Genomic DNA, 13,610 nt, shown 5'->3' on the forward strand with positions numbered 1-13,610 from the left:
CGTCAGAACTGGAAATAGAGGAAAGGGGAGAAGGTGGAGGCGCTCAGCCGCGTCAGGCTGATGACGAGGAGCACGGTCAGGAGCAGCAGCTCGACGGAGGAACCGCGCGCCGGGACAAACCCCTGGCCCGTCCAGGCCTGGCGCACGCCCAGCCCGACCACGGCCAGCCCAAGTGCCAGGAAGACGAGGCTGATATAGCTGACCTGCCAGGCCGTATCGCTGGCCGGCCACAGGCCGTGGAACCCCGCCATGCCGGCATACATGCGCAGGGCCGACTGGACATCGACGGAACGAAACATCACCCAGCCGACCAGCACGATCAGCATGGTGAAAGGCCAGGCCACGAAGCGGAAAGCGCTGGTTGCCGGATGCGCACCCGCCTTTGCGTAACGCTCGATGGCCATGACGCTGCCGTGCAGGCCGCCCCACAGCACAAAGGTCCAGTTGGCGCCGTGCCAGAAGCCGCCGATCAGCATGGTCAGGATCAGGTTGCGGTAGGTTTTGAACTCGCCCTTGCGATTGCCGCCGAGCGGAATGTAGAGATAGTCGCGCAGCCAGGTGGACAGCGAGATATGCCAGCGGCGCCAGAATTCGGTGATGCTGCGCGAGGCATAGGGGTTGTCGAAATTCTCGATGAACCGGAAACCCATCATCCAGGCCAGGCCGATGGCCATGCTGGAATAGCCCATGAAATCGAAGAACAGCTGGATGCTGTAGGCGATGGCGCCGATCCAGGCCTCGTACATCGACGGGTGCGGCGTGCTGAAGGCCTGATCGGCGATGGGCGCCACGGAATCGGCCAGTATGATCTTGGTGGCCAGGCCGTAGACGAACCGCCGCACGCCCTCGGCGAACTTCTCGACGCTGTGGGTGCGGTTGATGAACTGGTCCTTGAGGTCCTTGTACCTCAGCACCGGCCCGGCGATCAGCTGCGGGAAGATGGCCTTGAACGCCGCCAGATCGATCAGGCTGGTGGTCGCCGCGACATCGCGACGCCACACATCGACCAGATAGCTGACCGCCTGAAAGGTGAAGAAGGAGATGCCGATGGGCAGGATGATCTTCGAGACGATCGGGTCCTGATGGCCGAGTTGCTGCGCCACCAGGTTCCAGTTGGCGACGAAGAAGTTCATGTACTTGAAGTACAGCAGGGTCAGGAGATCGACCCCCACGCCGATGGCCAGTGCCCAGTTGCGCCGCCCCTGGCCGGACGCCCGGTCGATGACGATGGCAACGCCATAGTTCCACAGGGTGACGGCGATCAGCAGCAGCAGGAAATCGACCCGCCACCAGGCGTAGAAGATATAGCTGCCGATGACGATCAGCGCGTTCCTGAACCGTCCCGGCGTGAGGTAATAGACCGCCATGAAGACAGGGAGAAACAGGTAGATGAAGATATTGGAAGAGAATACCACCGAACCCCTCTCTGATGCCGGTTGACGTTCAGTTCAGGGTCAGCGGCCGGTCACGCTGCGGACCCACAGCACCTTCAGGCGACCACCCGCCTCCAGGGCGATCGACGAATAGGCATTGCCGCGTTCGATCGTCTGGGGGGCGACCGTGCCGACGGCGGCCGCGCCGTCGAAGACCGCAAAGCCGGTGGTCGCCGAATTGACGCTGCGCGAGCCGACCCGTCCGGACGGCGTGGTCGCCACCACCACCGCCTTGCCGTCTGCGGTCTTGAGCGAGAGGTTCGGCCGGCCGGTCAGGTTATAGAAGGTGATCAGTCCCTTCACCTTGCTGTCGAGCTTGGGGTCGTCGATCAGATTAAAGGCCGGTTGAGCCTGCGAGCCGCCGACCACCAGGGTGTAGAAGTGACCGTCCATCAGGGTCAGGGGCTTGGCCACCGCCCCCACCTTCAGGACGGTCTGACCCGAAGGGATGACCTTGTAGGCGCTGGCCGTGCCGGCGGCGACGCTGTATTTCGCCGCGCCGATCGTGCCCGCCACGGCGTGGCCATCGCCGGGCGCCGCCACCATGCGGATAAAGACGGAATTGGGCGGGGGCGCCGCGGCATAGAGGCCGGAATCGGTGCCGGCCCGGGCAGCGCCGGAAAGAGATGTCGCCGAGAGGGCAATCAGCGCCGTGGCCAGGAAGTGTTTTGCAGTCAGCAGTTTCATAGTCGTCTCCTTGAAGGTCTTGCCCGCCACCATTCCCCTTGATCTCGATCCGGCCGCAGCTCAGCCGCGTTTTGATTTGTTGTCCGGAGGGTCGTCGTCATCGTGCTGGCCGGCGAACAGCAGGGTCAGGTTGCCGCCCAGGCCGCTGGCCGACAGGGGGCGGATCTTTTTCATCCGCGAACTCCAGCGGCTTCGCCCCGGAAACCGCGACTCGTAGATTTCGAGCCAGGCGATATCGACCGGATCGAAAGTGGTGTTATTGGCGCCCAGCCGCTCCTGCTCGATCCCCGCCAGACGCGCGATGCGGTCCGGGTCGTCGATCTGCGACAGGGTAAAATCGACCAGGCGATGCAGGGCGTCCTCATTCATGGCGTAGAGATCGTCATTGCCATTGCAGGCGGCAGCCTCGGCGATCATCACCAGCGGCCCCAGGGCGTAGGCATGATAAGACAGCGCCTTCTGGCCACGCTTCAGTTCGAGCGGCAGCACGCCCTCGTCCGTGACCTGTTCAAGACCTATACGCGCGGCATCCACGCCCCAGTCGAAATCATCGGAGCGATTGCCGGCGATGCCGGACGCCAGAACAGCCAACCCGGCCCAGTAGCGGTGATTATTGCGCGAGCTTTGCGAATTGAGACCGCTGTAATAGGCCCGTGTATCGCTCGTGCAAGAGCGGATCCAGTCATCGCAGCGGTCGAAATCCGCGTCCTTCAGCGCGTTCTGCACCTGCAGCAGCGCCAGCGCCGCCGGATTGAGCGCCGACAGCCGGCTGAAATAGGCCGTCTCGCTGCTGGCGTCCTTAAGGGCACCGGCGTCGGCCCACCTGCCGATCAGGCCGCTGACCTGGGCGGCCGCCTCAAGGTCCTTTCCCCCCGAGCTGACAAAGCGGTTGGCCGACTTGACCACGGCCTTTGAAAAGGTGCGCAAGGGAGCCACTGCCTCATCGTAGGCGGCGGACAGTTCCGGATCGACAATCGAGCGGGTCGGATCATCCCGTCGGTAGCGCGACTCGTTGCTGAGCGCCTTTATCGGCTCGACCGCCGGCACCGATTTCGCCTTGCCGGCCTTCTTGTCGGGAAATGGTACGGCAAAAGGCGGATGCAGGGTGGTTTCCGCCGAGCAGGAGGCGCCCGTCAGCGGGAAGGCCGCGATTGCCCCCAGACCCGCCAGCAGGCGGCGCCGGTCCATTGTCAGTCCGGTGAGGAAGCTGCCTGTGCCCATCAGAACCGCCGTGTCACTGACAGGTTGATCTGGTTGTCGCTGCGGTTATAGGACAGCGAGCTGTCTTCGAGCTCCAGGTGAACGTATTCGAGGCCGATCTCCATATTCTGGGCATTGAGCCAGGATATGCCGCCGCCCAGCCGCGTGCGCGTGGTGGAGCGGTGGCCCGGATTGCCGAAATCGTCCAGTGAGACCGCGTCATAGCGCGCCCTGCGGATCGAACCGTTGACATTGGCATTGACCACCCAGTTCTTCAGGGTCTTCACCTTCCAGTCATAGGCCGCATTGAGACTGAGGGCTGTCTGGCGCAGCGACTCATCCTCAGTGTTGTCGCGGAACACGATCAGGCCGCCGCTCACGCCATAGCGGCCGGAAGGGCCTGATTGCAGGGAGGCGGTCTGGCGCCAGCTGTCGCGCCCGACGCGCGTGTCATCGAGCCGTTCGACCTCGTAATGCCCGATCAGACGACGCGAACCTATGAAACGGGTATAGGTAAGATAGGCCCCGCCGCCCTGGCTCAGATAGTCGCCACCGCGATAGACCCGGTTATACATCAGGCCGGTTTCCAGCTTGGCCGCCTGTGACGGCAGGTAGAAGACGCCGCCGATGTTTGAGGAGATCTTCGCCCGGTCCAGCGGATTCAGCGACCACTGATCGACGACATTGACGCCCACCTCGGCGGTGAAATAGTTGTATGAGCCCGACAGGCGATGACGGTATTCGATATCGCCCTCGAAGGTGGTCGCGCCATCGGCGAACTTCTGGTTCGAGGGATAGGGCACGGTGCCATCTTCGCCGGGGATGGCCGAAACCACGGCCGGGGCATTGTCGTCATATTGCATCCCCACGCCACCCGATACCAGGAAGGTCTGGACCGGGGTGGCTTCCGCCAGGGTGGCAGATGCATCCTGGGCATTGCTTGCCAGGGCAAACGTGGCCGGCGCGGCCAGAACCGCGTCGATATCCGCCTTGGCGGCGCTGAAGCCGAAGCGCTTACGCTGGATGGAAGCCCGGCGCAGCTGGGCGCGCTGATGCCATTCCGGCGACAGGCCGGGATTGGTGACCATGCCGTCATAAATGGCGAGCGCCTTTTGCGGATGGGAAGCGGCTATCTCCTTCTCGGCCAGGCGCATCTGTTCATTGGCCATGGCGTCCATCTGGCGGTCGTCGATGCGCTTGGCGATGCGCGCCCGACGGTCGACCAGATTGGGATCGCTGCCATCGAGACTGATGCCCTGAACGACCGCGCGGGCCTCATCGAAGCGCCCCTGCAGGGACAGGTGATCGGCCAGGTTCAGCCGTCCGCCGACCACCACCGGCGGCGAGGCATTGCCGTACTGGGTCAGGGCCGCATTATCGGCGGCGACGGCGCCGGCGAAATCCCCTGTATCGACCTTCTGGTCCGCGGCATCGAAGGCGGCGCGGGCGGCGACATCGACCCGCTTCTGCGCCAGACTGGCGTCGAAACCGGCAGCCGCGGTGGCGAGATCGGGATCGGCGGAGCGATCGACCTGGGCGAGCCAGGTCTGGGCGTCATCGAGCTGGCCCTTCTTCAGATTGATGGCGGCCAGCTTGAGCTTGACGCGTTCCGAATAGGCCTGCGGCACCGGGCAGGGCTGGTCGAGCAGCGGCCGGAAACTGGCTTCGGAAGTGTCGAGGTCGCCGTTCTTGAAATAGGTGTCCGCCTGGTCGTATTTCGCCCGGGCTTCATTGATCCCACGGCGATAGGCGATATCGCTCAGCATGTAGCGCGCCTGATCGCGGACCCTGGGGTCCTTAGACGTCTGCGCCTTGAGCACGAAGGCCTCGGCATCGTCGAGCCGGTCTTGCTGCACCCGGACGCGGGCCAGCTTCAGATAGGCCCGGTGCGCCGTGTCGTTCTTGTCGCGCGGCACGGTGACGAGCTTTTGCAGCAGGCTTTCCGCCACATCGTAATGGCCGGCGTCATAGGCCTGGTCCACCTGGTACATGCGCCGCGCCATCGGCGACATCTTGCCGGGCACCCGTTTCCTGACCTGGCCGTCCGTTGGCGGCTGCGGCCGCGCCGGGCAGACCTCGGCCGCATGGGCCGCACTGCCCGTCACGATGATCGCGCCCGCCAGAACACCGGACAGGGTGGCCAGAAAGCTGCTGTTTCTCAGCCGCCTGGCAAACCGGCTCTTGCGGCGGCTGTTCATGCTGGAAGTCATGACACGCACCACCTAGTTGAAGACCCGCAGCGTGCTGATGCGCACCGAGGCCGGCTGCCCCACCATCGACGCCGGCAGTTTCGAGTCGAACTTGACCCGGACCACGGCCGACAATTGCACCAGCCCTTCGGAGACCTTGGCATAGGCGTTGGTCTCGCCGAAGGTCGGCAGGATCACGCGCTCGACGCGGCCCGAATAATAGCGGTTGCCGACATAGATATCGGCGACGATACGATCGCCCGGACGGATCTTGCGCGCCGATTCCAGCGGCACGATGAATTCCGCCCCCATGCGGCCGGTGAGCGGCACGAGCTGGACAATGGGCGAGCCGCGCGAGATGAAGGCGCCCGGCGCGGCCAGGGCCTCGCCCATCACGCAGTCGCACATGCCGACCATGTTGGCCACAGTGCCATCTATGCCCTCGACGCTGCCGACCGTCTGGTTGGGCAGGACACGCTGGCCGGACTTGACGTCGACCGAGAGGACCGTGCCGGTCTTAGGCGCGCGCACCATCTGGGCATCGGGGCTGGCCAGCACGCCATCGGCCCGCACGATGAAGGCCCGGGCATAAGCGCTGTAACCGATATAGCCGACCAGGCCGAGGCCGATGGCCCACAGCACGCACAGCAGGGCGATGCGCTGAAGGGTCGGGCCGATCTTGCTGCCGCCGGCGCTGTCCTTCGACTGCAGGCGCGCACCGGTAAAGTTCTCCCGCTTGACTATGGCCAGCACGTCACCCGCCGTCACCACCTCGCCCGACAACTGCGCCCCGATCAGGTATTGCAGCAGGGCCAGGCTTTCCGGTTCCAGGTCGCTGAAGGCGAAGCCCACCGAATGGCTGGCGGCGTGGTTTTGTCGCACCTCGCCCTGCAGGTCGAGCTCGAACCCGAAGCCATCGAAGCGGAACAGCAGCTTCAGAGGCACGATCTGCCCGACCGCGGGCATGACGTCGAACGGGCCTGCCCGCAATCCGGCGACGGACCAGTCGGTCGCCGTATAGGTCCGGTCGCCGATGCGCACGGTGATCGGGACGCGCAGCCGGATGTGCTGCCTTTGCGACGAAGCCTCATGGACGATTTTAAGCGACATGCAACAGTCCTCACAGCATGGGTAAATTGACGAAGGGGCGGATAATGCCGATGTAGGTCGCCACGCAGGCAATGAACAAAAGTATGGCGGTGGCGTGCATGGCGAAGGAGGTCATGTTGATGACCCGCCGGCTGAAGGCGCTCATGTCACGTGAGGCCGTCGTGCTTTGTCGCGTCCACTTTTGCTTGTCGAGGCGGAAGAAGATGTAGGTTTTGACGAGCGATCCGTAGATCTGGTTGAAGAAGAGGAGGAAGGGGAAGGTCCAGCTGACCTGCTTGCGGGCCGTCAGCAGGGCCAGGGTCTGGATGAAGCGCGTGACGGCGATCCAGTAGACGTAGACCACCAGCGCCATCGGCCCGTAATAGAGGGTCAGCAGCACCGCGGCCGTGGGCCCTATGGTGGCGGTCCACATGCTCATCCGCTGGTCCAGGACGGTCCACCAGACGAACAGGCCGATCTTTTGCGGACCGAGCGCCAGGGCCCGGCCATTGGTGCGCAGCATATTGCCGAACCAGCGCACCATCAGCATGGTGGCGGCGCGCAGGAAATTGCCATCGGGCGGCGATTCCACCGTGCTGACGGTGACATCGGGGATGTAGGCCATCTTGCCGCCGTTCTTCAGGATCCAGTACCACGTGCTCTTGTCGTCGCCGGTCAGGAACTGGAAGCGACCCAGCCGCCAGTGATCGATGCTGTCGGCTTCGAGCTGCCGGATGAAGGTCGGGTCCGTGGCGACCTCGGCCCGGAAGGCCGACATGCGCCCGGTCAGGGTGAGGACGCGCTTTGACAGTCCCATGGAGCACATCAGTATCTGTCTCTGGGCGAAGCGCATATTGTACCAGTCATGGAACACGCGGGCGCCGCGGACTTCGCAGACCTCGTCGGTCGTGAAGGCGCTGATCTCCGGCATGACCTTGAAGAAAGGCAGGCTGCGCTTGAGGCAGTGAGGTTCGAGCACGGTATCTCCATCGATGACGACGACGACCGATCCCGGAGGAGGCAGCATCATCTGTATGGTGCGCAGGCCTTGCGCCAGGGCGTCGCGCTTGCCTGTTCCGCCGATGCGGATGAAGGCCAGCTTGACATGCGGCGGCGGAGCCAGGGCGATGAACAGCTGCTTGATCAGGCGCTGATCGGCCATCTCCACGAGGGACACCACCAGGGTGATCGGGATTTGTGTCCGCGCGGCTTCCTCGATCGCTGCCCGGTAGACATCGATCGTCGTTTCGGCATCGATGCGGAAGCTGGTCAGCAGGAGGTAGGCGTGGCTGGGCAGGCCAGCCGCGCCCAGGTCATCCGCCTGCCGCCGCAGGCGGGGGAAGACCCATTTCCTGTAGATCAGTGATCGGACGAAGTGCGTCGCCGCCCAGGTGTATCGCCAGGAGGCGATGAAACCGAGCGCGAGCAGGAAGTGCGTTGACTGCTCATTGAACAGTTCGGCCGGCATGGCCAGGCTTACGGCAAGCAAAAGAACGGCGTAGCCAAGCAGACCACTCATGGCATCTTCCTCGCGTCAGGGGGCTGTTACCAGCACAGGCCCGCATAATCGACATCGTTGCTGCGGACCTCCTTCGAGACGCGGACGAAATCGACGACAAGCTGGTCTTCGCGCTTCCTGACGATGGCCTCGCCAAACCGGAGATCGCTGTTGCCAACCACGAGTATGTCGGCAAATTCGCTGGCCTCGTCGATGGAACCGACCATCAGGTCGGCCAGGTGCGGCAGATGGGCCTGGACATAGCTGAGATTGGCGCCCATCAGGGAGGAGTAGCGCACGTTTTCATCGAAGATCTTGATCTTGTAGCCCTTGCCGTGCAGGCGTTCGGCGATCTCGACGAGCGGCGATTCCCGCAGGTCGTCCGTCCCCGCCTTGAAGCTCAGGCCCAGCATGGCGATATTCTTGCGGCCGGTGGCGGCGATCATGTGGAAGGCGCGGTCGATCTGGATCTGGTTCGACTCGGCGACCGCATCGAGCAGCGGCGTGGTGACCTCCAGCGAACGCGCCCGGTAGCGCAGGGCACGCAGGTCCTTCGGCAGGCAGGACCCTCCGAACGCCATGCCGGGCTTCATATAGACAGGCGAAATGTTCAGCCGGCGGTCGGCGCAGACAGCCTCCATAATCTTGTGGCCGTCGATCCCCGCCGCCTTGGCGATATTGCCGATCTCGTTGGCAAAGGAAATCTTGGTCGCGTGCCAGCAGTTATTGGCGTACTTGATCGCTTCCGCCGTCCGGATATCGACGATGAATTCCGGCGAGGTCAGGCGGTGATTGATCTGGCGCAGGGTGAACAGAGTGGCGTCGTCCTCGACGCCCATGATGACCACGGCGGGATCTTCGTAATCGGCAATCGCCGTCGCCTCACGCAGGAATTCAGGATAGTAGGCCAGACCGAAATCGATCCCCGCCTTCTTGCCGCTGGCCCGTTCCAGGATCGGAATGACCGTCTGGTCCATGGAGCCCGGCAGCATGGTCGAGCGCATGACGATGGAGTGGTATTCTTCCTTGTGACGGATGGCCTGGCCAATGTCCTCGGCGACAGCGGCCACATAGGACAGGTCCAGATTGCCGCTTCTCAGGCTGGGCGTACCCACGCAGATGAAGGAGATGTCGGTATTCTGGATGGCATAGTCGGCATCTGTGCCGGCAGTCAGCAGGCCCTCGTGCACGGCCTCGGCCAGCAATTCGGGCAATCCGGGTTCAACAATAGGGGAAATGCCCTTCCCCAGGGCCGCCGCCTTCTGCGGGCTGATATCAACCGCATGGACGGCGAACCCGTCCTTGCAAATACATGCGGCCGTAACCGCACCAACATATCCGATACCAAAAACACTCACTCGAGGCTTCGCGGCAGTACACATTTTCAGATCCTCACAATGGATTATTGACTACAAGGGTCTACCCTCATTTCCGCCGGATAACATCGATACTGATCCCAAGCTTATGTCAGATATTTTTCGCGCTGCAACACGCTCAACAGGGTAAAAATCGCATTAACCAGTCACGTTTCCGTTATGATTTCGTGTGGTATGATTTTACATAATCGGATGAAAATTTTTCCGCAGCCTCAACCTCATTGATCCTTTACATTTCAGAGAAAAATTCAGATTCTCGATAAAAATGACGCAAGACCAGGTGCATGCCGCATAAAATATGAGTTGTTTTTACGCACTACGGTAAATAAGTATTATTTTACCGATTTATAGCCACATAAATAAGCAATGTGGAAAAGCTTTGTTTTTATAAATTATTGAGAAAAATAGTATTTTTTTATTATTTGCCGCAATTGTGCCTCAAATTTAAAATCAAAAAATGTATTTTTTACTCGCACACGCCCAAAAATCTCTCGACTAGGGTATAATTTGTGCAGCGCAACATAAATGCGCGGCGATATTTCTGGAAAATAAAAAGTATTATTTTACCACATTACCCCACCTGCCATCGTGGCTGGCAAAGGTCAGGTTAGACCGATAGATGTCATATTCCTGCTGCGCAGATCAAAGCGCCAGCTTCAGGACACGGTCGTCCCGAAGAGGAAGGTCAGGTCACCTCCGAGACGCTGAGCCACCATCGGCCGGTAGCGATTGAGCCACTTTTTAAGCTCAGGCGCCTGGAAGCGCGCATAGTAGGGCTCCATCCACGCCAGCTGCGTGTCTTTCAGCGTGCCGCTGAGATCCTGCTTCGTGCCCGCCAGGTCAGCGAATATATCCGGATCGTCCAGTCCGGCCACAACCTTGGTGGCGAGCCGTTTGATTCCCCCGCCGCCCGCCTCATAGGCATCGAGCCGGCCGTTGGCGATGAGCGCCTCGGCATGCAGCACCAGCGGCCCCAGCGAGAAATTATGATAATGCAGGGCCTTCCCTCGCCGCGCCATTTCCAGCGGCAGGGTGCCCTCCGGCGTGACCGCATTACAGGCCCGGTCAAAGCCATCCGATGCCCAGGCGAAAGCTTCCTGGTCGTTCAGGACGATGGCCGTGGCGCAGACCGCCCAGTTCGCCCAATAGCGGTGGTTATTCGAGCGACTGTCCTTTGAGGCATTGGTCTCGAAATTGGCGATGACGAGCGTGTTCAGCCGCGCCAGCCAGTTGACGATGGTCTCATTGGCCTGCGACGACAGATAGGGATCGGTCCGGATCTTCAGATAGGTGGTCGACAGGCTGGCCAGCGCCCAAGCCTGGACCATCCGCCCCTGTTCGGTGACCCCCTGCTCCAGCGCCTGGGCCTCGGCCCAGCTTTCCAGCCAGTTAGACGCGCACATGGCGATCTCGGTCGCCCGCGGCCGTGACTTCATATAACGGTCGGAAATCCGGGCCAGGGGATTGTAAAAGTCACTGACCGCCTCGAGCTTGTCCTGATAGGCCGCCTCCAGTTTCGGATCGACGACCGAGGAATGGGTGCCCGAGGCATATTTCGACTCGTGATCCAGGATCGTGACCGGCGGCGGCGGCATCTCGCAGTCCAGATCGTCCTCAGGCGCGCCGATGCTGGCGCGGCGGCCATCCACATCGTAAGGCGACTTCAACCCGTCAAAGGTCCGTGACGGCACTGCGGAATCATAGGATGAGCCGCCCGCCCACGCGCGCGCCGCCGGCACGATGGCCGGAAACACAAAGCCTACAAGATGAAAAAGCAATCGGCGACTGTAGTGCGACATAAGGGCACTCCGCATGGCTGCAGGCAGATTATGTTGTACTGCAAAACAGATCGCATCAAACAAAAACGTTTCAAATGAGGCCAAACTGTGCGTTCACAAAGATGTGGCCGGCATAGATTCATACCGTCAGCCCGATTAAAGAGACCGACCCTCCGCAGGGGCATAGGGTACAGGAGCATAGGGTCATTTGCCGGCTCGAGCGGCTGGTACGCCCGTGGCAGGCATGCCGCAGAATCTTAGTCACAAAGACGTGCGATTTTTGCGAAGGCTTTGCAATTCAACTGACGCACTTGACGCCTATATGTCAGTGACCAACCTCACGGGCATACTTCCATGCAGCCAGAAAACGCCTTGCAAACCGAACGTCTCCGCGTCCTGATCGTCGATGACGACGCCGCCTGCGCTACCGGACTGGCGGAAGCCGTCGAAGACCTTGGCGCCCTGGCGCGCATTTGCATCCGGGGCAAGGACGCCATGGCGGCGGCCCGCGACTTCAGCCCGGAAATGATCCTGCTCGACCTGGACATGCCGGGCCTGAGCGGATTCGATATCGCCAGCACTATTCGGGCCATGACGTCGATGCACGCCACCAAGCTGATTGCGATCTCAGGCCATAACGATGCCGAAGCCCGCCGCGATACCGCCCGCGCCGGCTTCGATCTCCATCTCGCCAAACCGGTCCGGCTGGCCGTGCTGGAAGACATCGTGGACCTGACGCGCACCATACTGGGTTATGCCGCGCCCCCACCTTCCCTCGCCTCGGCGCGATAAACAGGCCCTATACCTTTCGCGCCAGGAAGACACCGACGACCATGGCGGCGATGCCCAGGGCGCGCTGCACAGTGATGGGGGAGCGCACGGCGCCCAGCAGGCCGAAGTGATCGATGGCCGCGGCCGCCGCGAGCTGTCCGAGCAGAACCAGCATCACCGCATTACCGACACCGATACGCGGCCCAGCCCAGGTGATTGACAGAGCATAGAAGGCGACGAAGAGGCCGCCTGTGAAATACTGCGGCGGGATGCCGGCAAAGGGCTTTTGCGGCCAACCGGTGAAGGTCAGGACGATGGCGCTGATCGTGGCGGCCAGGCAGAACAGGATCAGCGAGGCGGCGGCCGGGCTGGCCAGACGGGCCCCGAGCCCGCCATTCAGTGCCGCCATGATCGGAATGCCGATACCGGCAAAGAACATCAGGACACCGAAACCGAGAACTGTGGAAGAGGTCGACATGGCTTATCCTTTCAAGGAAACGGACCTTTGAAGGCCGGACCGCCGGTGCACGGCGGTCCGTATGACAGGGTTAAAGACCGCCCGGCAGGGGCGCCTGCGGATTGACCAGACCGGCCTGGCGCAGATCACGCCAGAAATCGGCGGGCACGACCTCATCGAGGGCGGCGCGGTCTTCGGCGATGCGGCCGGGACGGCTGGCGCCGGGAATGACGGCGGCCACCGCCGGATTGGCGAGCGAGAACTGCAGGCCCGCCGCCTTCATGCTGATGCCGTGGCGGTCGGCGATTGCCTTGATGCGCGCCACCTTGTCGAGGATGGCGGGCGTCGCCGGGGCGTATTCGAAATTCGGCCCGCCAACGAGCGCACCTGAACTGTAAGGCCCGCCGACAATGATCCCTAGCCCGCGCTCGGCCACCTGCGGCATGACGCGCTGCAGCGCCCGGTCATGATCGAGCAGGGTGTAGCGGCCGGCCAGCAGGAAGGCATCCGGACGGGGCTCGCTGAGCTCCAGCAACAGCTCGATCGGCTCGACCTTGTTGACCCCCAGGCCCCAGGCTTTGATGACCCCTTCATCGCGCAGGCGGTCGAGTACCCTGAAGGCGCCATTGCGCGCTTCCTCGAACTTTTCCAGCCAGCGATCACCCCAGAAATCCTGAGCCAGGTCGTGAACGAAAGCGATTTCGATATGGTCGGTCTTCAGCCGCTTCAGACTGTCCTCGATAGAGCGAAGGGTAGCATCGGCGGTATAGTCGTTGACGATCTTGTTGGCGCGGCCGTACTGGAATACACCGGCCTTTTCACCCTGCGCGCGGGCACTGACATCCTCCACTTCGTCGAGGATCACCCGGCCGACCTTGGTCGAGATCACATACTGATCGCGCGGCTTGTCCTTCAGAATCTCGCCCATGCGGATTTCCGCCAGGCCGGCGCCATAGAAGGGAGCGTTGTCGTAATAGCGGATGCCGTCATTCCAGGCGGCGTCCACGGTCGCCAGGGCCTCAGCTTCCGGAATGTCACGGAACATATTGCCGAGCGGGGCAGCGCCAAAGCCGAGCTTGCCCGGCAGGATATCTTTGATGGCCATGGGAATATCTCCTTGAATTTTAGGCAG

11 protein-coding genes are annotated in these 13,610 nt (G+C 62.1%); 1 reads left to right on the forward strand and 10 read right to left on the reverse strand.

Features of this window, described 5'->3' with window-relative positions:
* Window positions 1-2: 2 nt before the first annotated feature.
* The 8 genes from QM647_RS02615 to QM647_RS02650 all read right to left on the reverse strand — a co-directional run bounded on the left by QM647_RS02615 (window position 3) and on the right by QM647_RS02650 (window position 11,271).
* Window positions 3-1,415, reverse strand: coding sequence for an MBOAT family O-acyltransferase (locus QM647_RS02615; protein ID WP_414993913.1), 1,413 nt, complete (start codon window positions 1,413-1,415; stop codon window positions 3-5).
* Window positions 1,416-1,454: 39 nt separating this feature from the next.
* Window positions 1,455-2,120, reverse strand: coding sequence for an alginate O-acetyltransferase AlgF (locus tag QM647_RS02620; protein WP_414993914.1), 666 nt, complete (start codon window positions 2,118-2,120; stop codon window positions 1,455-1,457).
* A 60-nt stretch (window positions 2,121-2,180) separates the two neighbouring features.
* Window positions 2,181-3,341: an alginate lyase family protein gene (locus tag QM647_RS02625; RefSeq protein ID WP_414993915.1), complete on the reverse strand. Its 1,161-nt coding sequence runs from the start codon at window positions 3,339-3,341 to the stop codon at window positions 2,181-2,183.
* Window positions 3,341-5,530: a tetratricopeptide repeat protein gene (locus tag QM647_RS02630; protein ID WP_414993916.1), complete on the reverse strand. Its 2,190-nt coding sequence runs from the start codon at window positions 5,528-5,530 to the stop codon at window positions 3,341-3,343. Before QM647_RS02630 ends, QM647_RS02625 begins: the two co-directional genes overlap by 1 nt.
* Window positions 5,531-5,542: 12 nt before the next feature.
* Entirely contained in the window at window positions 5,543-6,619 is a 1,077-nt protein-coding gene (locus QM647_RS02635; RefSeq protein ID WP_414993917.1) for a hypothetical protein, read from the reverse strand.
* Between the two features lie 10 nt (window positions 6,620-6,629).
* Window positions 6,630-8,117, reverse strand: coding sequence for a glycosyltransferase (locus QM647_RS02640; RefSeq protein WP_414993918.1), 1,488 nt, complete (start codon window positions 8,115-8,117; stop codon window positions 6,630-6,632).
* A 26-nt stretch (window positions 8,118-8,143) separates the two neighbouring features.
* The gene (locus QM647_RS02645) at window positions 8,144-9,478 is read right to left on the reverse strand and encodes a UDP-glucose dehydrogenase family protein (RefSeq protein WP_414993919.1); all 1,335 of its coding nucleotides are present in this window, start codon (window positions 9,476-9,478) and stop codon (window positions 8,144-8,146) included.
* A 650-nt stretch (window positions 9,479-10,128) separates the two neighbouring features.
* Window positions 10,129-11,271, reverse strand: coding sequence for an alginate lyase family protein (locus tag QM647_RS02650; RefSeq protein WP_414993920.1), 1,143 nt, complete (start codon window positions 11,269-11,271; stop codon window positions 10,129-10,131).
* Window positions 11,272-11,604: 333 nt separating this feature from the next.
* On the opposite strand from QM647_RS02650, the gene QM647_RS02655 reads away from it, so the two are divergent.
* A complete protein-coding gene (locus QM647_RS02655) occupies window positions 11,605-12,042 on the forward strand; it encodes a response regulator (RefSeq protein WP_414993921.1) in 438 nt (145 codons plus the stop codon).
* 7 nt (window positions 12,043-12,049) lie between these two features.
* On the opposite strand, the gene QM647_RS02660 is transcribed toward QM647_RS02655, so the two are convergent.
* Window positions 12,050-12,499: a DMT family transporter gene (locus QM647_RS02660; RefSeq protein WP_414993922.1), complete on the reverse strand. Its 450-nt coding sequence runs from the start codon at window positions 12,497-12,499 to the stop codon at window positions 12,050-12,052.
* Between the two features lie 70 nt (window positions 12,500-12,569).
* The gene (locus tag QM647_RS02665) at window positions 12,570-13,583 is read right to left on the reverse strand and encodes an aldo/keto reductase (RefSeq protein WP_414993923.1); all 1,014 of its coding nucleotides are present in this window, start codon (window positions 13,581-13,583) and stop codon (window positions 12,570-12,572) included.
* Window positions 13,584-13,610: the final 27 nt, after the last annotated feature.

Origin of the sequence: Asticcacaulis sp. (assembly GCF_047605585.1) — a bacterium.
In the GTDB taxonomy this organism is placed as follows: Bacteria; Pseudomonadota; Alphaproteobacteria; order Caulobacterales; family Caulobacteraceae; genus Asticcacaulis.